Annotated in this window: 19 protein-coding genes; 9 read left to right on the top strand and 10 right to left on the bottom strand. The window is 67.2% G+C overall.

Going from position 1 to position 18084, the window contains the following annotated elements; all coding sequences use genetic code 11:
- Position 1 precedes the first annotated feature (1 nt).
- Positions 2-1051 (bottom strand): GTPase ObgE, encoded by a 1050-nt coding sequence (obgE, locus tag GGR46_RS23690; protein WP_184000550.1) that lies wholly within the window; start codon positions 1049-1051, stop codon positions 2-4.
- Positions 1052-1296: 245 nt separating this feature from the next.
- Here obgE and lptF point away from each other — a divergent pair, with 245 nt between their 5' ends.
- The 5 genes from lptF (at position 1297) to GGR46_RS23665 (ending at position 7242) form a co-directional block, all read left to right on the top strand.
- The gene (gene lptF, locus GGR46_RS23685; protein WP_184000549.1) at positions 1297-2508 is read left to right on the top strand and encodes an LPS export ABC transporter permease LptF; all 1212 of its coding nucleotides are present in this window, start codon (positions 1297-1299) and stop codon (positions 2506-2508) included.
- The gene (lptG, locus tag GGR46_RS23680; RefSeq protein ID WP_184000666.1) at positions 2508-3599 is read left to right on the top strand and encodes an LPS export ABC transporter permease LptG; all 1092 of its coding nucleotides are present in this window, start codon (positions 2508-2510) and stop codon (positions 3597-3599) included. Before lptF ends, lptG begins: the two co-directional genes overlap by 1 nt.
- Before the next feature lie 68 nt (positions 3600-3667).
- On the top strand, positions 3668-4774 hold the full coding sequence (gene proB / locus GGR46_RS25625; protein WP_184000548.1) for a glutamate 5-kinase: 1107 nt from the start codon (positions 3668-3670) through the stop codon (positions 4772-4774).
- Positions 4771-5676, top strand: coding sequence for an NAD(P)H-binding protein (locus GGR46_RS23670; RefSeq protein WP_184000547.1), 906 nt, complete (start codon positions 4771-4773; stop codon positions 5674-5676). Before proB ends, GGR46_RS23670 begins: the two co-directional genes overlap by 4 nt.
- 33 nt (positions 5677-5709) lie before the next feature.
- Positions 5710-7242, top strand: coding sequence for an HAD-IIIC family phosphatase (locus GGR46_RS23665; protein WP_184000546.1), 1533 nt, complete (start codon positions 5710-5712; stop codon positions 7240-7242).
- A gap of 4 nt (positions 7243-7246) precedes the next feature.
- Here GGR46_RS23665 and GGR46_RS23660 read toward each other — a convergent pair whose 3' ends face one another.
- Entirely contained in the window at positions 7247-7735 is a 489-nt protein-coding gene (locus tag GGR46_RS23660) for an Lrp/AsnC family transcriptional regulator (RefSeq protein ID WP_184000545.1), read from the bottom strand.
- Positions 7736-7824: 89 nt separating this feature from the next.
- Here GGR46_RS23660 and GGR46_RS23655 point away from each other — a divergent pair, with 89 nt between their 5' ends.
- The gene (locus GGR46_RS23655) at positions 7825-8805 is read left to right on the top strand and encodes a DMT family transporter (RefSeq protein ID WP_184000544.1); all 981 of its coding nucleotides are present in this window, start codon (positions 7825-7827) and stop codon (positions 8803-8805) included.
- A gap of 87 nt (positions 8806-8892) precedes the next feature.
- Here GGR46_RS23655 and GGR46_RS23650 read toward each other — a convergent pair whose 3' ends face one another.
- The gene (locus GGR46_RS23650) at positions 8893-10515 is read right to left on the bottom strand and encodes an NAD(P)/FAD-dependent oxidoreductase (RefSeq protein ID WP_184000543.1); all 1623 of its coding nucleotides are present in this window, start codon (positions 10513-10515) and stop codon (positions 8893-8895) included.
- A gap of 318 nt (positions 10516-10833) precedes the next feature.
- On the opposite strand from GGR46_RS23650, the gene GGR46_RS23645 reads away from it, so the two are divergent.
- The 3 genes from GGR46_RS23645 (at position 10834) to GGR46_RS23635 (ending at position 14355) form a co-directional block, all read left to right on the top strand.
- Positions 10834-11076: an acyl carrier protein gene (locus tag GGR46_RS23645; protein WP_184000542.1), complete on the top strand. Its 243-nt coding sequence runs from the start codon at positions 10834-10836 to the stop codon at positions 11074-11076.
- 78 nt (positions 11077-11154) lie between these two features.
- Positions 11155-12345, top strand: a complete 1191-nt coding sequence (spt, locus tag GGR46_RS23640; protein WP_184000665.1) for a serine palmitoyltransferase — start codon at positions 11155-11157, stop codon at positions 12343-12345.
- A 45-nt stretch (positions 12346-12390) separates the two neighbouring features.
- Positions 12391-14355 carry an ATP-binding protein gene (locus GGR46_RS23635; protein WP_184000541.1) on the top strand — a complete coding sequence of 655 codons (1965 nt, stop codon included), beginning with the start codon at positions 12391-12393 and terminating at the stop codon, positions 14353-14355.
- A 41-nt stretch (positions 14356-14396) separates the two neighbouring features.
- Here the strand turns inward: GGR46_RS23635 and GGR46_RS23630 are convergent, their stop codons facing one another.
- From GGR46_RS23630 to hspQ, 7 genes are all read right to left on the bottom strand, one after another.
- On the bottom strand, positions 14397-14750 hold the full coding sequence (locus tag GGR46_RS23630; RefSeq protein ID WP_184000540.1) for a hypothetical protein: 354 nt from the start codon (positions 14748-14750) through the stop codon (positions 14397-14399).
- 5 nt (positions 14751-14755) lie between these two features.
- On the bottom strand, positions 14756-15370 hold the full coding sequence (locus tag GGR46_RS23625) for a TetR/AcrR family transcriptional regulator (RefSeq protein ID WP_184000539.1): 615 nt from the start codon (positions 15368-15370) through the stop codon (positions 14756-14758).
- 84 nt (positions 15371-15454) lie between these two features.
- On the bottom strand, positions 15455-15979 hold the full coding sequence (locus GGR46_RS23620; protein ID WP_184000538.1) for a hypothetical protein: 525 nt from the start codon (positions 15977-15979) through the stop codon (positions 15455-15457).
- A 110-nt stretch (positions 15980-16089) separates the two neighbouring features.
- Positions 16090-16650: a GNAT family N-acetyltransferase gene (locus GGR46_RS23615; RefSeq protein ID WP_184000537.1), complete on the bottom strand. Its 561-nt coding sequence runs from the start codon at positions 16648-16650 to the stop codon at positions 16090-16092.
- A 174-nt stretch (positions 16651-16824) separates the two neighbouring features.
- On the bottom strand, positions 16825-17094 hold the full coding sequence (gene rpmA, locus GGR46_RS23610; protein WP_184000536.1) for a 50S ribosomal protein L27: 270 nt from the start codon (positions 17092-17094) through the stop codon (positions 16825-16827).
- A gap of 24 nt (positions 17095-17118) precedes the next feature.
- Positions 17119-17496, bottom strand: a complete 378-nt coding sequence (gene rplU, locus GGR46_RS23605) for a 50S ribosomal protein L21 (protein WP_184000535.1) — start codon at positions 17494-17496, stop codon at positions 17119-17121.
- 119 nt (positions 17497-17615) lie between these two features.
- Positions 17616-17999 carry a heat shock protein HspQ gene (hspQ, locus tag GGR46_RS23600; protein ID WP_425506603.1) on the bottom strand — a complete coding sequence of 128 codons (384 nt, stop codon included), beginning with the start codon at positions 17997-17999 and terminating at the stop codon, positions 17616-17618.
- Positions 18000-18084: the final 85 nt, after the last annotated feature.

The raw sequence follows: 18084 nt of genomic DNA, 5'->3' as shown, positions 1-18084 counted from the left end.
CTCAAATCGGCGACCATTCGATCGCGTCCTCGCCCTCGTCGTCCTCGGCGACCTTGCCGTGATCCGTGCCGATCGCCTCGAGCAGCTGGTCGAGCGCCCAGTCGACGCCCACGCCGCTCGCGCCCGAGATCGGGATCACTGGCCCGCCGCTCGCCTCTTCCAGCTCGGCGGAAAGCGCGGCGATCAGCTCGTCGTCGAGCATGTCGATCTTGTTGAGCGCCACCACCACCGGCTTGTCGATGAGGCCGGCGCCATAATTCTCCAGCTCGCCGCGCACGATCCGGTAGCTCTCGGCGACATCGGGATCATTGGCGTCGACCAGGTGCAGCAGCACCCGGCAGCGCTCGATATGGCCCAGGAAGCGGTCGCCGATGCCGGCGCCGTCCGCCGCGCCTTCGATCAGGCCGGGAATGTCGGCGACGACGAACTCGCGGTCCTTGTGCCGCACCACGCCCAGCTGGGGACGGGTGGTGGTGAAGGCATAGGCGCCTACCTTGGCCTGGGCGTTGGTCACCTGGTTGATGAAGGTCGACTTGCCGGCGTTCGGCAGGCCGACCAGGCCCGCATCGGCGAGCAGCTTGAGACGCAGCCAGACATTGGCCTCGTCGCTCGGCCAGCCGGTGCCGTGCTGGCGCGGTGCGCGGTTGGTCGAGGTCTTGTAGCTGGCATTGCCGCGCCCGCCATCGCCGCCGCGCAGGAAGACGACGCGCTGGCCTTCCCTGGTCATGTCGAGCAGCAGCGTGCGCTCCTCGTCATCGGCCAGCACCTGGGTGCCGATCGGCACCTTGATGATCAGGTCCTCGCCGCCCGCGCCGGTGCGGTTCGAACCCGCGCCGCCGCTGCCGCGCGGCGCGCGGAAATGCTGGGTGTAGCGGAAGTCGATCAGCGTATTGAGGCCGGCGACCGCCTCGAAGACGATGTCGCCACCCTTGCCGCCATTGCCGCCATCGGGGCCGCCATATTCGATGAACTTCTCGCGCCGGAAGCTCACGGCCCCCGGGCCGCCCGCGCCGGAGCGGACGAAGATCTTTGCCTGGTCTAGGAAATGCATCGCAGGCCCATAGGCGAATGGGGCAAATTCGTCACCCCCATGTCGCGCTCTGCCGGTCATCGGCCCGGCAAGGGCAGGGCGAGTGGCGCCAAAACCACACATGACGCCGCGGAATCCTGCCAGCCGTAACCATCGCGCAACTTTCCTGCTGGCGCTGCCGGGAACCGGGAGTATAGGCTTTCGGTTCATTGAGACGGCGCCGAACCGCGCCGGCGAGAAGAAACCAAGGCAACCGTCGCGCGCAGATGAACTCGATCGATCGGTACATGGCGCGGCTGATCGCGGTGCCCCTGATCTCGACATTGCTGATCTCGGCAATGCTGCTGGTGCTCGACCGCATGCTGCGGTTGTTCGAGTTCGTGGCGACCGAGGGCGGGCCGGTCAGCGTCGTCTGGCGCATGCTCGCCAATCTGCTCCCCGAATATCTCGGCCTCGGCATTCCGATCGGCCTGATGCTGGGCTGCCTGCTCGCCTTTCGCCGCCTGGCCACGTCGTCGGAGCTCGACGTGCTGCGCGCGGTCGGCATCGGCTATACCCGCCTGCTCAAGGTGCCCTTCATGTACGCGCTGGCGCTGGCGGCGCTGAACCTGGCGATCGTCGGCTTCGTCCAGCCCTGGTCGCGCTACAATTACGAGCAGCTCCGCTTCGAGCTGCGCTCGGGCGCGCTCGGCGCCTCGATCAAGGTGGGCGAGTTCACCAGCTTCGGTGCGAAGATGACGCTGCGCATCGAGGAGAGCAAGGACGAGGGGCGGCAGCTCTCGGGCATCTTCGTCCAGATGATGACCAAGGACGGCACGCCGGTGGCGGTCACCGCGCAGAGCGGCCAGTTCCTGCGCTCGGACGATCCCGATGTGATCATCTTCCGCCTGCGCAACGGCACGCTGGTCCATCAGGACAAGAGCTCGCCGGTGCCGCGCGTACTCACCTTCACCACGCACAACCTGCCGATCCCGCTGCCCAAATACGAGCAGTTCCGCACCCGCGGCGGCAAGAATATCGAGCGGACGCTGCCCGAATTGGCGGTGATCGGGCGCAATCCGAATTCAAGCCCCGAAGACCGCGAGACCAGCCGCGCCGCCTTCCACTTCCGCCTGGCGGAAGTCGCCTCGATGTTCCTGCTGCCCTTCCTGGCGGTGGCCCTGGGCGTGCCGCCCAAGCGCTCCACGTCGGCGCTCGGCGTGTTCCTTTCGATCGTGATGATCGTGACCTATCACAAGATCAACGAGTTCGGGCAGTCGTTCGGCAGCAGCGGCGGGGTCGATCCGATTCTCGCGCTGTGGGGGCCGTTCGCGATATTCGCCGCGCTGGTGATGTGGATGTACTATCAGATCGCCTATGTGCCGGGCGGCCAGCCGATCGCCGGGCTCGAAAAGGTCTTCTCCAAGCTCACCAAGTTCATCCTGCGCTACATGCCCGGGCGCCGCCGCAAGCTGCGCCGGGAGGAAGCCGCATCATGATGAGCAGTTTCTTCCCGTCGAAGACCATGTCGCTCTACATGGCGCGCATGTTCCTGACGCGCACCTTCGCCATTCTCGGTGCGCTGGTGCTCATCCTCCAGTCGCTCGACCTGCTGACGGAGAGCAGCACGATCCTGGCCCATGCCGGCAACGGCGATGCGGAGATCTGGCGCTATGTCAGCCTGCGCGTGCCGCAGATCGCCTCGACCTTCCTGCCCTATTCGGTGCTGCTCGGATCGATCCTGACCCTGAGCCAGCTCAACCAGAACAGCGAAGTGATCGCGATGAAGGCCTCGGGCCTCTCGGCGCACCAGGTGCTGGCGCCGCTGCTGCTCACTGGCGTGATCGTCGCGCTCCTGTCCTTCGGCTTCAACGAGCGCATCGTCACGCGTGCCACCTCCACGCTCGAGCAGTGGAAGAAGGTGTCCTATGCGCCGCTGCCGATCGACAGCGGCGATCGCAGCAATGTGTGGGTGAAGGGCGACAACAACCTGATCCAGGTGCAGCAGGTCCGCGGGCGCGGCGACGCGGCGCAGCTCTTCGGCATCACCGTCTATGAGCGGCGGAATCGTTCGCTGGTCAGCATCCTCACCGCGCCGCACGGCGTGCGCGACGGCAATGGCTGGCGCGTCGACAATGCCGAGCGCTTCACCGTCGCCACCGGGCAGAAGACCAAGGTCGGCACTACGGTGATCGGCCATGACCTTCGCCCCGACCAGTTCACCCTCGCGCATGTCGATGCCGATTCGATGGACTTCTTCACGCTCAACGATGCGATCGGAGACCTCAAGGTCGCCGGCCGCCAGACCGATGCGCTGGAGGGCGCGCTGTGGCACAAGCTCTCCGGGCCGCTCTCGGCGATCCTGATGCCGCTGCTCGGCGCCGTGGCGGGCTTCGGCCTGGCGCGTTCGGGCAAGCTGTTCGTGCGCGCGGTGATCGGCATGGCGCTTGGTTTCCTCTATTTCGTCGCGGACAATTTCGCCCTCGCGATGGGCAATCTCGGCGCCTATCCGCCGTTCCTCGCCGCCTGGGCGCCGTTCCTGCTGTTCCTGATGATCGGCGAGGCCGTCCTCCTCCGTACCGAGGAATAGCCGCTCTCACGGCTCGCCCAAGCCTTCCTGTCTGGCGGGAAGGGGCGGGGGGCCATATAGCGGCGGCCATGTCGCTCTTCCCGCCTGCTTCCTGCCCGCGCATCGTCGTCAAGATCGGTTCGGCCCTGCTGGTCGATCCGGACGGCAGCGTGCGCCGGGAATGGCTGGAGGGCATCGCCGCCGACATCGCCGCACGGGTGCGCGACGGGCAGCAGGTCGCGGTGGTCTCTTCGGGCGCGATCGCGCTGGGTGCCCGGCGGCTCAAGCTCGCCAAGGGCGGCCGTGCCAGCCTGGAGGATGCGCAGGCCGCCGCCGCCACCGGCCAGATCGAGCTGAGCCGTGTCTGGGCCGATGTGCTGGGCGCCAATGGCCTCACCGCCGCGCAGATGCTGGTGACGCTCGGTGACCTCGAGGATCGCCGCCGTTACCTCAACGCCGCCGCCACGCTCGACCGGCTGCTCGGTCTCGGCGTGGTGCCGGTGCTCAACGAGAATGACAGCGTCGCCACCGAGGAGATCCGCTTCGGCGACAATGACCGGCTCGCCGCGCGCGTCGCCCAGGCGGCGGGGGCGGGGGGCGTGGTGCTGCTTTCCGACGTCGACGGCCTGTACGACCGCAACCCCGCGCTGCCGGGCGCGATCCACATCCCCCGGGTCGAACGGATCGATGGCGGGATCGAGGGCATGGCCGACAGGGGCTCGGCCTCGGGCATGGGATCGGGCGGCATGGTCTCGAAGATCGCCGCCGCGCGCATCGCCAATGCCGCCGGCGCGCATCTCGCCATCGCCTCGGGCCGGATCGAGCATCCGCTGGGGAGCCAGGCGAAGCACACGCTGTTCGTGGCGGAGAAGTCCGCACCCGCCCGCAAGGCCTGGCTGGCCGGCGGGATCACCGCGCATGGCACGATCCATGTCGACGAAGGCGCGGCGAGAGCGCTGGGGCAGGGCCGCAGCCTTCTCGCTGCCGGCGCCACGCGCGTCGAGGGCGATTTTGCCCGCGGCGATCTGGTCGTGATCGCCGGCCCCGACGGCAGGCCGCTCGCGCGTGGCCTCGCCGAATATCCGAGCGAGGACGCCACCCGCATCCTCGGCCGCCGCAACGAGGAACAGACCGAGCTGCTCGGCTACGCCCCGCGCTCGACACTGGTCCACCGCAGCCATATGGCGCTGCTGTGAGCACCATCGCCCTTACCGGCGGCACCGGCTTCGTCGGTACCCGCCTGATCGCCCTCGCATTGGAAGCCGGCCATCACGTCCGCGCCCTCACGCGTCGCCAGCAGGCCGAGCGCACCGGCATCACCTGGGTGCAGGGCGACCTGAACAATACCGCCGCCCTCGCGCAGCTCTGCGAAGGTGCCGACGCGGTCATCCATGTCGCCGGCGTGGTCAACGCGCCCGACAAGGCAGGCTTCGCCGCCGGCAATATCGACGGCACCCGCAACATGCTGGAGGCCGCCAAGGCGAAGGGTGTGAGTCGCTTCGTCCACGTCTCCTCGCTCGCCGCGCGCGAGCCGGAACTCTCCGCCTATGGCTGGTCCAAGGCCGAAGGCGACGCGCTGGTCATGGCCTCGGGCCTGGACTGGGCGATCGTCCGCCCGCCGGCGATCTACGGCCCCGGCGACCTCGAGATGCTCGAGCTGTTCAAGCTCGCGAAGAAAGGTCTCGCCGTGATGCCGCGCGGTGGCCGCATCTCGCTGATCGAGGTCGGCGACCTCGGCCGCTTGCTGCTCGCGCTCGCCACCACCGATGGCTGCAACCAGATCCTCGACGCCGATGACGGCACCGAGAGCGGCTGGAGCCACAAGCAGTTCGCCGAGGCGATCGGCACCGCCCTCGGCAAGCGCGTCGCCAGCTTCGCGCTGCCGCGCATGTTGCTGATGGCCGGCGCGCACATGGACCGGCTGATCCGCGGCAAGAACGCCAAGCTCACCCCCGACCGCGTCGCCTATTTCTGCCACGAGGATTGGGTGATCGATTCCACGCGCCGCCCGCCCTCGAACCTGTGGAAGCCCCAGGTCGAAGCCGAAGCCGGCCTCGCCGCCACCGCCGCCTGGTATCGCCAGCAGGGGCTGCTCTGATCCGTTGAGCCGCGAAGCATCCTAAAATGAAGGATGCTCAAGCTCATCATCTGGGATCTCGACGACACGCTCTGGTCCGGCACGCTCGCCGATGGTGAGGCCGTGCAGCTCCATCGCCACCGCGCCGAGCTGGTCCGCGCCTTCAATGCGCGGGGCGTCGTCTCCTCGATCTGCTCGAAGAACGATTTCGCCACCGCCGAGGCGAAGCTCCGCGCGCTGGGCCTGTGGGACGCGTTCGTCTTCCCCCACATCGCCTTCACCCCCAAGCCCGAGGCGATCCGCGCGATCATCGCCGACATGCAGCTCCGCCCCGCCGACGTGCTCTTCGTCGACGACAATCCGGTGAACCTGCGCGAAGTAGCGCATGCGATTCCCGACATCCAGCTGCTCGAGATCACCCTGTCCGATGCCGACGATCATCTCGCCGGCCTGCTCGCGCTCACACCCCCGGGCAAGAGCCGGGTCGAGCGCTACCGCATGCTCGAGCGTCGCAAGGCCGATCGCGCCGCGGTCCCCGCGCTGTCCAACCACGCTTTCCTGCGAACCTGCGGCATCCGCGCCAGCGCGCCGTACCTGATGGACAATCTCGATTTCGCCCCGCGCATCGCCGACCTGGTCAACCGCTCCAACCAGCTCAACTACACTGCTTCCCGGGTAGAGCAGGCGCAGCTCGAGGCCGACATCATCGACGTCGTCCGTTTCGACAGCTGGTCGATCTTCGCCTGGGATGCCTATGGCCGCCACGGCCTGGTCGGCTTCGTCATGGTCGACCGCGAGACACAGACTTTCGTCCATTTCACTTTCTCGTGTCGGATCATGCACATGGGCGTCGAGGCTTATGCCCTGTCCAAGGTCCGCGAGAAATGGCCGGACATCGAAACCGGCAGCTGGGACTTCGACCGCACCGATCCCGACTGGATCGCCGATGCCGATTTCCACGATCCCGAGATCCGCACCGCGATCCTCGCCGAGCAGGCGCCCCAGGTGATGGCCGAGCCGGCGGTGCGCATCATGTTCGATTGCCAGTCCGGTGGCATCGCCCATTACAGCCGCTTCCGGCCCGCGATCGAGTTCGACCATCATCCGCGCGTCTTCGCGATGCGGATGATGGACGATGGCAGCTGGCACGATCAGAACTTCCCGCCCTTCCTCGTCTACGGCGCCGCCGTCGACTATCTTGGCGGCCGCTGGGGCGATCGCTGGCCGCTGGTCGATATCGGGCTCTACGAGACCTGCGTCGTCCGCACGCTGATCATGCTGATCGAGCAGGAGCGCCGCATGCTGGTGGTCCTGCCGCCCGAGGACGCGCCGGAGGACAAGTACCGCGCCACGCACAACCTCACCCCCGAGCGCTGCCAGCGCCTCAATGCGGTCTGGCGCAAGGCCGCCCGCGAGAATCCGGAGCATGTCTGGGTGCTCGACCTGGCCGACATCGCCGGGCCCGACGAGATGTCCGACGTCACCCATCTCCATGCCGGGCTGCTCCAGAAGATCGCCGGGCAGGTCGATTGCTGGATCGAGGCGGTGGCGCTGGGCGGTGGGGAAGGGCAGGCCGAGGCGGCCTGAGCTCTCAGGGAATGATGATGCTCGTATCGGCCTTCACCCGGTCGAGCGCGATCAGCGATCGATAGCTGGCGATGAATGCCTTCTCGGCGAACAGCTTCCTGGTCAGCGCCGAATAGGCCCGCATGTCCGACGTCACGATCACCAGCATGAAGCTCACCCCGCCGGTGACGTAGTAGCATTGCTGCACCTCGGGCGTGTCGAGGAACATCCGGCGGGCCAGCTCCACCGTCGGCGCATGCTCGTTGATCAGCTGCACCTCGACGATCGAGGTGATGGTCAGCGGCACCGCGTCGGGATCGACGATCGCCACGTTGCGCGCGATCACGCCCGCGGCCTCCATCGCCGCGATACGCCGCTGCACCGCCGCCGCCGACAGGTTCACCGCCTCGCCGATCCTGCGCTGCGGCATCTTGTTGTCGGCCTGCACGAGTCGCAGGATCGCCCGATCGAAGCCGTCGAGCGCCCGTGCGGATTTGTCGCGTTCCTGAGCCATGCAGCGAGTTTTTGTTGCATCCGAAGGGCAAATCAAGAGCGCTCAGCCCGCACGGGTGATGATATTCCCCATCTCGAAGGGAATGGAGCATGCCGAGCGAACGCGGATCACTGCTATTGGGCGTGCTGTGCGGTGCCGCTGCCGGCGCGCTCTGGGGCCTGGTGTTCCTCGCGCCGGAGCTGGCCCGCGCCTTCGGCCCGCTCGAGCTGACCATCGGCCGCTACCTGGCGTACGGCCTGCTCTCCGCCGCACTGCTCGCCCCGCGCTGGCGCACCGTCTCGGCCAGCATCGGCGGGGCGGAATGGCGCGCGCTCGGCTGGCTCGCACTGTCCGGCAACACGCTCTACTACGTTTTGCTCGCCAGCGCCGTGCAGCTCGGCGGTGCCGCTATCACCGCGCTGGTGATCGGCTTCCTGCCCGTCCTGGTGACCATCGCCGGCAGCCGCGCAAAGGATGCGGTTCCACTTGCCCGGCTCGCCCCCTCACTGCTGCTCTGCGCCGCCGGGGCGCTCTGCATCGGCTGGCAGGCGCTGTTCCTGCCCTCGGCCCGTCCGGTCGCCGCCCAGTTCGCCGGGCTCGCCTGCGCGATCGGCGCGCTCGCATCCTGGGGCGCCTATGCGGTGTACAACAACCATATGCTCGCGCGGGTGAAGGCAGTGTCGTCGCACGACTGGAGCCTGCTGATCGGCATCGCCACCGGCGCGCAGAGCCTGGCGCTGATCCCACTCGCCCTGCTGCTCGGCACGGGCAGCCATGGGGCAGGGGACTGGGCGCTGTTCGTCGCGGTCTCGGCGGGCGTCGCGGTCTTCGCCTCGATCGTCGGCAATGCGCTGTGGAACCGGATGAGCCGGCTGCTACCGCTCACCCTTTCCGGGCAGATGATCACCTTCGAGACGCTGTTCGCGCTGCTCTACGCCTTCGCCTGGGAGCATCGCGGGCCGACCATGGCGGAGGCGTTCGCCTTCGTGCTGGTGGTGGCCAGCGTGATCACCTGCGTGGCCGCGCATCGGCGGCCCACTCAATCCTCCCCCGGAGGGGGAGGGGGACCAGCGAAGCTGGTGGAGGGGTAATCTCCACGAGCGATTCCGCCCGAGGCGCGCTACCCCTCCACCACTGGCTGCGCCAGCGGTCCCCCTCCCCCTCCGGGGAGGACTGGGTTACTGCCCCACCAAACTCCGCGCCACGGCCTCGGCCGTCTTGATCCCGTCGATCGCCGCCGAGAGGATCCCGCCCGCATAGCCCGCGCCTTCGCCCGCGGGGAACAGCTGCGCCACGTTCAGGCTCTGGTGGTCCTTCCCCCGCGTGATCCGCACCGGCGAGGAGGTCCGCGTCTCCACGCCCGTCATGATCGCATCGGGATGGTCGTAATTGGCGATCTGCCGCCCGAACACCGGCAACGCCTCGCGGAATGCCTCGATCACGAAGCCGGGCAGGCATTCGGACAGGTCGGTCATCTTCACCCCCGGCTTGTACGAGGGGATGACTTCGCCGAGCTCGGTCGAGGCACGTCCGGCGAGCAGGTCGCCCACCTTCTGCCCCGGCGCATGATAGTTGGAGCCGCCGGCGAGGAAGGCCATGTCCTCCCAGTGCCGCTGCAGCTCGATCCCCGCCAGCGGCCCGCCAGGATAGTCCTTCGCCGGATCGATCGCGACGACCAGGCCGGAGTTCGCGTTGAACTCGGCGCGCGAATATTGGCTCATCCCGTTGGTGACCACGCGCCCCTCCTCGGAGGTCGCCGCCACCACGCGCCCGCCCGGGCACATGCAGAAGCTGTAGACGCTGCGCCCGTTCGAGGCGTGATGGACCAGGCTGTATGCCGCCGCGCCCAGGTCCGGATGCCCGGCGCACTGGCCGAAGCGCGCCCGGTCGATCCAGCTCTGCGGATGCTCGATCCGCACCCCGATCGCGAAGGGCTTGGCCTCCATATGGACGCCGCGCCGGTGGAGCATCTCGAAGGTCGGCCGGGCGCTGTGGCCCACGGCCAGCACGACATGATCGGCCTCCAGGAAGCTGCCGTCCTGCAAATGGAGCCCGCGCATTCGCTGGTTGCCGTCGGGAGTACGCTCCAGCGCCACATCGTCGACCCGGGTTTCCCAGCGATATTCGCCGCCGAGTTCCTCGATCGTGCGCCGCATGCTCTCGACCATGGTGACGAGGCGGAAGGTGCCGATATGCGGATGTGCTTCCCACAGGATATCGTCGGGCGCGCCGGCCTTGACGAACTCCTCCAGCACCTTGCGGCCCAGGAAGCGCGGATCCTTGACCCGGCAGTAGAGCTTGCCGTCCGAGAAGGTGCCGGCGCCGCCCTCGCCGAACTGGACGTTCGAGTCCGGGTCGAGCTTGCCCTGGCGCCACAGGCCCCAGGTATCCTTGGTCCGCTGGCGCACCACCTTGCCGCGGTCGAGGATGATCGGCCGGAAGCCCATCTGCGCGAGGATGAGGCCTGCGAACAGCCCGCACGGCCCCGCGCCGATGACGACAGGGCGCAGACCGCTCCAGCCGCTCGGCGCCATCACCGGGAAGGTGTAGGTCATGTCCGGGGTCGGGCGCAGGTCCTTGTCATCGGGCAGGCGCGCCAGCACCGCCGCCTCGTCGGTCAGCTCGACATCGACGGTATAGACCAGCTGGATCGCATTGCGCCGGCGGGCATCGTTGCCGCGGCGATAGACCGAATGGCTCTTCAGTTCGGCCGGTTCGATGCCCAGCCGTTTCGCGATCGCCTCGGGCAGGGCCTCGGGCGTGTGGTCGAGCGGCAGATAGAGTCCGGAGAGACGAAGCATTCCGGGCCTCTAGCGGGGATTGGGCCAGCGCTCAAATCCACACCCGTCATCTCCACCCCGCCTTCGCGGGGATGACGGAGGGGTGAGGTGCGCCTGCGTCCTTGCAATGTAGGATTTCGTCTGGTTTCCTCGCCCGATGATCGGGATCAGCCCCTGTCGCCGCCGGAACCGCGCCTTTGCGCCACGGCCGATCGCCCCGATTCAAAGTGAAATGATTTGTCTCGACTCCGTGCACTTTGCCGCCGCACCTGCCCCCTCGGTGGCCCGTTTCCGCCGCAATCGCTTGGCACTGGGTAACGATATCACTAGAGGGACCCCATGACCGACCGCGCTTCCGTCTTCGAGACCGTCACCACCCAGATCGAACCCTTCAACAAGAAGGGCGTCGCGCTGACCGACAGCACCACCTTCGCCGGGGACCTGGAGTGGGACAGCCTGACCGTGATGGATTTCGTCGCGGCGATCGAGGACGAGTTCGACATCATCATCACGATGAACATGCAGGCCGAGATCGAGAATATCGGCCAGCTGGTCGATGCGGTACAGAAGCTCAAGGGCTGATTTGACGTGACCGATGGCCTGAACACCGCCGACGCGCTCCCCGCCAACCCGGCCGAAGTCGCTCCCGAAACCGACCTGATGTCGAAGTTCGACGCGCTGATCAACGAGCGCGAGCGCCTGCTCGCCAGCGGCGTCACCGATCCCTACGCGGTGGTGATGGAGCAGGTGAAGTCGCCCACCGAGGCGGTGATCAAGGGCAAGGACACGATCCTGCTCGGCACCTACAACTACATGGGCATGACGTTCGATCCGGACGTGATCCAGGCCGGCAAGGACGCGCTGGAGAAGTTCGGCTCCGGCACCAATGGCAGCCGCATGCTCAACGGCACCTTCCACGATCACATGGAAGTCGAGCAGGCGCTGCGCGACTTCTACGGCGTCACCGGCGCGATCGTGTTCTCGACCGGCTACATGGCCAATCTCGGCATGATCTCCACTTTGGTGGGGAAGGGCGAATACGTCATCCTCGATGCGGACAGCCACGCCTCGATCTATGACGGCTGCAAGCAGGGCAATGCCGAGATCGTCCGGTTCCGCCACAACAGCGTCGAGGATCTCGACAAGCGCCTCGGCCGCCTGCCCAAGGAAGCCGGCAAGCTGGTGGTGCTCGAGGGCGTCTATTCGATGCTCGGCGACATCGCCCCGCTGAAGGAAATGGTCGAGGTCGCCAAGAAGCACGGCGCGATGGTGCTGTCGGACGAGGCGCACTCGATGGGCTTTTTCGGCCCGAACGGTCGCGGCGTCTATGAAGAGCAGGGCCTGGAAGGCCAGGTCGATTTCGTCGTCGGCACCTTCTCCAAGTCGGTCGGCACCGTCGGTGGCTTCTGCGTGTCGAACCACCCGAAGTTCGAGGCGATCCGCCTTGCCTGCCGTCCGTACATCTTCACCGCCTCGCTGCCGCCCAGCGTCGTGGCGACCGCGGCGACTTCGATCCGCAAGCTGATGCATGCCCACAACAAGCGCGCGCATCTGTGGGAGAATGCCCGCACGCTGCACGGCGGCCTTAAGGAAATGGGCTTCAAGCTCGGCACCGAGAACCCCGATTCGGCGATCATCGCGGTGATCCTCGAGGATCAGGTCCAGGGCGCGATGATGTGGCAGGCGCTGCTCGAGGGCGGCCTCTATGTGAACCTCGCCCGTCCGCCCGCGACGCCGGCCGGTACCTTCCTGCTGCGCTGCTCCCTCTGCGCCGAGCACACCGCCGAGCAGATCCAGCGCGTGCTGGGCATGTTCAAGGCGGCGGGCCAGGCCGTGGGCGTTATCGGCTAAGGACTCTTTTCTGTGCGCACGGGCTCGACTAAAAACGACCCCGTAATGAGTGAGAGTAACACCGCTCTGGAGCGTGCGGTTCGCGCGACGAACTGGCGGTTCCTGATGCTCGGCGCGCTTGCGCTGCTGGGGATCGCCGTGCTCGTCGCGGTGGCCCTCCTCCAGCAGCGTACCGACGCCGAGCGTGACCGTGCGATCGCGCGCCAGCAGCACACGTTCGACGTGATCATGCGCGCCAACCAGCTCTCCGGCGCGATCGCCGGGGCGGAGGCAGCGCTCGGCCGCTATGTGGTGAGTGCCGACAAGAATCTCGGCCAGCAATATGGCGACCAATGGGCCCGTGCCGGCGAGCAGCTCACCCGGCTGAAGCAGATCACCGCCGACAATCCCGATCAGCAGGCCCGCATGGTCCGGCTGAAACAGGCCTTCGACGCCCGCGGCAAGGAGCTTTCCGGCACTGCGCTCTATTCGACCTACAAGCGTCACCGCGACGCCTGGGGCAGCTACTACCAGGTCCGGATGAGCCCGGCCCGCGCCCAGCTGGAACAGGTGCTCAACGAAGTCGTCGATGCCGAGCGGATCATTCTGCACGACCGCACTAAGGCGGCGGCCGACCTGCTCGCCAATTCGGGCCTGGCAGCGCGGGTGCTCACCGCTTTCGGCGTTCTGATCGTCCTCGGCGCGGTGCTGCTCGGCTGGCTGGCGATCGAGGCGCAGGGCGAGCGTGCGGTCGCCGATGCCAATGCCGAGACCGAGCGTGAGCGCTCCGTCGAGCTGCAGCGCGCCGTCGCCGATGCGACCGCGCAGCTGCGCACCCAGGCCGCCGAGCGCGAGGCGGCGCAGGAACAGCTCCGCCAGGCGCAGAAGATGGAGGCGGTCGGCCAGCTCACTGGCGGCATCGCCCATGATTTCAACAATATGCTGGCGGTGGTTCTAGGCGGGTTGGAGCTCGCTAAGCGCCATCTCCACACCGGCGGACCCGATGCGCAGCGCCATATCGAGAATGCGATGGAGGGGGCCAACCGAGCCGCAGCGCTCACCCGCCGCCTGCTCGCCTTTTCCCGCGCCGAGCCGCTGCTTCCCGAGGCGGTGGAGGCCGGCGCGCTGATCGACGGCATGGCCGACCTGCTCGACCGCACTCTGGGCGACGGCATCGCGGTGGCGACCTCCGACGCCGGCATGGATTGGCGGATCTGGGTCGATCGCCACCAGCTGGAAAATGCGCTGCTCAATCTTGCGGTGAATGCGCGCGACGCGATGGAGGGGCAGGGGACCCTCAGCTTCGTCACGGGCGGCACCAGCCTGGCCGAGAACCAGGTCGGCGAGTGCGTGGCGGGCGACTATGTCACGATCGAAGTGGGCGACACCGGCATGGGCATGACGCCCGAAGTGCTCGGCCGCGTGTTCGAGCCGTTTTTCACCACCAAGCCGGTCGGCAAGGGCACCGGGCTGGGGCTCAGCCAGATCTTCGGCTTCGTCCGCCAGTCGGGTGGCGAGATCGGCATCGACACCGCGCCGGGCCAGGGCACCCGCGTGACGCTCTACATGCCCCGCCATCTCGGCGAGGGCGAAGTGGCGCAGGCCGCCACCGAAGCCGAGGCCCCGGCCGAGCATGTCGGCCGGCCGCTGGAGATTCTGGTGGTCGAGGACGATCCGCGCGTGCTGGCGGCAACGCTGGGGGCACTCGAGGAACTGGGCCACAGTGCCACGGGCTGCGACGATCCGCTCGCGGCGCCCTCCGCACTCGCACTGGTGCCGGGCCTCGACCTGATCGTCTCGGACGTGCTGATGCCCGGCCAGACCGGACCGGAGATGATCGCCGCGCTCGGCGACCGGATCGACGGCGTCGCCGTGCTGTTCGTCACCGGCTTCGCGGGCGAGGCGGACGCGGCGATGTTCGGCGGCCGCATCGTGCTGCGCAAGCCCTTCACCATTGCGAGCCTCGCCACTGCAGTGGACGAGGCGATGGCGCTGGAAGCGCGCCGCGCCGGTCGGGCAGCGGCGGAGTAGCTTGCTCAACCCTCCCGCGGGGAGGGTTGGAGGGGGGGCTCCTAAGGCTTCGCCGCCAGCGGCGGCGCCGGCTTGTAGCTCACCACGCACCAGTCCGGTGCGCAATTGGCCGAGGCCTCGATGATCGCCGCATAGCGTTCGACCACCGCGCAATCGGTGCCGGCGGCGTAGAGGATGATCGGCCGGCGCGGCGTCTCGCGGCCGGCGCCGCTGGAGAAATCCTCCAGCGAGGTGTCGCTCGCGGGCAGGATGCCCCAGAGCGCCTGGCCGCCCTGGTCGCGCACCTCATGGGCGCTGGCGCTCTTCTTCGGGAGCTTGTCGCCCCATTGCGCGGAGAGGTTGCAGGTCTTGTCCGGCACGCTCAGCGCCAGCAGCGCGATCGGGAACAGGATCATTGCACTCACTCCTTGCAGGGATGCGTGTGTCCGTGATGCTCGCCCATCGTGCGCGACAGCTGCGCCGCGGCGATCTCGCGGGCCTTGTTCCGCGGCAGGCCGAGCGCCCGGGCCATCGGTGCGCCGAGCAGCGCGTCGCCCACCGCCATCAGTACCAGCTGCAGCGTCTCCTCGTGGAGCGAATGGGTCTTGTCGTCATGCCCCTCGGCCAGCTCGTCCACCAGCCTGTGGATCGCCTCCAGGATCGGATCGAGCGCGTCCTGGTTGCCGGTCAGGATCATCCAGCTCGCCAGGGCGCCGGCACCGCCCTTGTCGAAGGCATCGAAGGTGAGGTCCACCACCTCGTGATCGTCATGGTCCGCGCCGGCGCGGGCGCGCATCACCGCGGCGCCGATCTTGCCGGTCACGCTGCCGGCGATACTGGCGGCCAGCGCCTTTTGCAGGCCCGCCGCCGAGCCGAAATGGTGGAGCAGATTGGCATGCGTCCGCCCGATCTTCGCCGCCACCGCCTTCAGCGTCACCGCGCCGGGGCCCGCCTCGAGCAGCAGCTCGCGCGCGGCCTCGAGCGCGGCGTCGCGGGATTCTTCGGGAGAAAGGCGTTTGCGTGGTGCGGCGGTCATCTGGTGCTTGTCGTCCCCGTAAACGCACGGCTTAGGGCATGATTTCCAAGGGGGAAAGCGGGGAGATTACGCAATGCCTCCCCCTCAGCGCTGATATCGCTTTCGGCGTGCATCCCATCTCAGGCCGCGTTCGGCCACGAACGAGCGTTCGCCGCGCCCCATGGTTTCGACGCTGACGTACACGCGGGGAACCCAAAGCCAGTTGAGCAGGCGACTCTGCTCGGATGCAGCGGTCAGGGCATCGCCGTTCAACCAGAAGGTGGTCGATTTCATCGGTTCGATCGCGCGGGGCAGCTCCGGATAGTCGGGATCCTCGCTATCGAAGGCCCATGCGTGGGTATGCCATCGAAACCCGTTCCGTATCCTCAGCCGCGTGACGCTGATCGGCAGCGAATGAACGCTCTGTATTACGATGACAGGCTGTTCCCGGGGGCCATTTATCGTCTCGCCTGTCTGCCATGTGACATAGGCATGATACCGATCCCGGCTCTTCCACCATCCGGCGAATGAATTGCCGAACCAGCCGAGGCTGGCACTGAACAGTGAAAGCAGCGCGCTTTTGCCTGTGCTTGACGTGATCAAGCCGGTGATTTCTTGCCAAGCAGCCATGCGCTCTCCCCGTTCAGGGCGTAGCTATCGGTGCAACGGCGCGCGGCGCCAAATCATTTCCGCGGTTGGATGGCCCCTCCCTCAGGGTGCTGGGGAAGGGGCCATTGGCATCATGCCGCCATTCGGTGGTCTTCATCGCCGCCGCCGCTGCAATCGTCCTCCGAAAGGTCGATCTCGTAGCGGGTGCTGGTCACGTCGCAGCCGCGGCCGCGCGAGTACATCGTCACCAGCTGGCCGGTCGGGCGGAAGCCGAGCTTGCGCAGCACCCGGCCCGAGGCAGGGTTGTCGATGAAGTGGCCGGCGGTCACCCGGCGGATGCCGCGGGCGCGCGCCGCCTGCAGCACCGCACGCCCGGCCTCGGTCGCGAAGCCGCGGCCCCAGGCATCGGGGGTGTACCAATAGCCGAACTCGTTGGGCTCTTCCTTCCAGACGCTCAGCCCGGTGCCGCCGATCAGGCGCAATGCGCCATCCCGGTGCTCGAACACCAGGAACTTGGGGTCAACCGGATCGTCGAAACTGGCGAGGAAGGTCTCGGCCGCTTCGGTATGATAGGGCCAGGGCGCACGCGCGAGATTGCGCACCACGCTCTCATGGCCGATCGCCTGCGCCAGGGCAGGGGCGTCCTCGGGCCAGCCGGGCCGCAATGTCAGTCTCTGCGTTCGCACGAACATGACCGTCTCCTTGGTCCTGCGACGCCCCACGCCACGCTAGTGTGACGAGCTTGTTGCGCCGCGGTGTCAGGGAGGAAATAAAAAAGGGAGCCGGGGCGACCCGTCTCCCTTTTCAGCTGGTTCGTTCGTCGAACCCGGGTCACCCTGGTGGGCAACCCGGTCGGTCACCCGATGTTATTCGGCAGCTTCCGCAATAAGGTCTACCGAGCAGAACTTGCGGCCCAGCTTGCCTTCCTTGAACGACACGCGGCCGTCGACGAGCGCGAAAAGGGTATGGTCCTTGCCCATGCCCACGTTCACGCCCGGATAGATCTTGGTGCCGCGCTGGCGCACGATGATGTTGCCGGCGACGACTGCTTCGCTGCCGAACTTCTTCACGCCGAGACGACGACCGGCCGAATCACGACCGTTACGCGAAGAACCGCCTGCCTTCTTATGTGCCATGGTCTATACTCCTCGTATCTTCGCTTACGCTTCCGCGGCCGGGGCTTCAGCCTCGGCGGGAGCGGCGGCCTTCTTCGCCTTCGGCGCGGCCTTCTTGGCTTCCTGGGCACCGATCGCGGTGATCTTCAGGATGGTGTGGTTCTGGCGATGGCCGTTCTTGCGGCGATAATTGTGCCGGCGGCGCTTCTTGAAGACGATGACCTTCTCGCCCTTCGCCTGCGCGATGATCTCGGCCGAAACGGTCAGGCCGTCGGTCGACTTCAGTTCGCCACCCTCGCCGGCGAGCAGAACGTCGCCGAGCGTGACCGTCGAACCGGCCTCGCCGTCGAGCTTCTCGACAACGATCTTGTCTCCTGCGGCAACGCGATACTGCTTGCCGCCCGTGCGCACGATAGCGAACATCGGATCTCTTCTCTGGTTCAAATGCTTGTGCCCGCCAAGGTTACACCCCGGCAGGAGGAAGGGCGCAGCTAAGGGAGAGAGTCGTTCAAGTCAACCAATAACTACCCATAAAGGGCAGTTTAGTGACGGTGCGTGCGCTTCAACGTGTAGCGTCCCGCCTTGTAGCCGTCGAAAAGGCCGCTGATCGCCGGATGGTCGACCGGCTCCTCGCTTTCGTCGGCCACCAGATTCTGCTGGCTGACATAGGCGACATAGCTCGATTCGTCGTTCTCGGCGAGCAGATGGTAGAAGGGCTGGTCCTTGCGGGGGCGCACGTCCTCGGGGATCGCCTCGTACCATTCCTCGCTGTTGGCGAAGACCGGATCGACGTCGAAGATCACGCCGCGGAATTCGAACTGGCGGTGGCGCACGACCTCGCCGATCGCGAAGCGCGCGGTGGCGACCGGGGGCATGGGGGCTCCGGGGTCATAGGGAGCGGGAGAGGCGCCGGGCGTCTGAGTCATGGGCTTAATTTAATATCTCCGAGATTTGGTACAAGGATGCGCTTGCAGTATCCGAAACGCTGCGCTAGGGGCCGCCCCTCACAGC

It is taken from the genome of Sphingomonas kyeonggiensis, from assembly GCF_014196745.1.
Lineage (GTDB): Bacteria > Pseudomonadota > Alphaproteobacteria > Sphingomonadales > Sphingomonadaceae > Sphingomonas > Sphingomonas kyeonggiensis.
The sequence above is the reverse complement of the archived record's forward strand: the minus strand, read 5'-3'. Positions and strand labels throughout refer to the sequence as shown.

Coding starts and splice junctions, on each gene's coding strand:
- obgE (WP_184000550.1), bottom strand. CDS start 1,051: ATGCATTTCCTAGACCAGGCAAAGATCTTCGTCCGCTCCGGCGCGGGC.
- lptF (WP_184000549.1), top strand. CDS start 1,297: ATGAACTCGATCGATCGGTACATGGCGCGGCTGATCGCGGTGCCCCTG.
- lptG (WP_184000666.1), top strand. CDS start 2,508: ATGAGCAGTTTCTTCCCGTCGAAGACCATGTCGCTCTACATGGCGCGC.
- proB (WP_184000548.1), top strand. CDS start 3,668: ATGTCGCTCTTCCCGCCTGCTTCCTGCCCGCGCATCGTCGTCAAGATC.
- GGR46_RS23665 (WP_184000546.1), top strand. CDS start 5,710: ATGCTCAAGCTCATCATCTGGGATCTCGACGACACGCTCTGGTCCGGC.
- GGR46_RS23660 (WP_184000545.1), bottom strand. CDS start 7,735: ATGGCTCAGGAACGCGACAAATCCGCACGGGCGCTCGACGGCTTCGAT.
- GGR46_RS23655 (WP_184000544.1), top strand. CDS start 7,825: ATGCCGAGCGAACGCGGATCACTGCTATTGGGCGTGCTGTGCGGTGCC.
- GGR46_RS23650 (WP_184000543.1), bottom strand. CDS start 10,515: ATGCTTCGTCTCTCCGGACTCTATCTGCCGCTCGACCACACGCCCGAG.
- GGR46_RS23645 (WP_184000542.1), top strand. CDS start 10,834: ATGACCGACCGCGCTTCCGTCTTCGAGACCGTCACCACCCAGATCGAA.
- spt (WP_184000665.1), top strand. CDS start 11,155: ATGTCGAAGTTCGACGCGCTGATCAACGAGCGCGAGCGCCTGCTCGCC.
- GGR46_RS23635 (WP_184000541.1), top strand. CDS start 12,391: ATGAGTGAGAGTAACACCGCTCTGGAGCGTGCGGTTCGCGCGACGAAC.
- GGR46_RS23630 (WP_184000540.1), bottom strand. CDS start 14,750: ATGATCCTGTTCCCGATCGCGCTGCTGGCGCTGAGCGTGCCGGACAAG.
- GGR46_RS23625 (WP_184000539.1), bottom strand. CDS start 15,370: ATGACCGCCGCACCACGCAAACGCCTTTCTCCCGAAGAATCCCGCGAC.
- GGR46_RS23620 (WP_184000538.1), bottom strand. CDS start 15,979: ATGGCTGCTTGGCAAGAAATCACCGGCTTGATCACGTCAAGCACAGGC.
- GGR46_RS23615 (WP_184000537.1), bottom strand. CDS start 16,650: ATGTTCGTGCGAACGCAGAGACTGACATTGCGGCCCGGCTGGCCCGAG.
- rpmA (WP_184000536.1), bottom strand. CDS start 17,094: ATGGCACATAAGAAGGCAGGCGGTTCTTCGCGTAACGGTCGTGATTCG.
- rplU (WP_184000535.1), bottom strand. CDS start 17,496: ATGTTCGCTATCGTGCGCACGGGCGGCAAGCAGTATCGCGTTGCCGCA.
- hspQ (WP_425506603.1), bottom strand. CDS start 17,999: ATGACTCAGACGCCCGGCGCCTCTCCCGCTCCCTATGACCCCGGAGCC.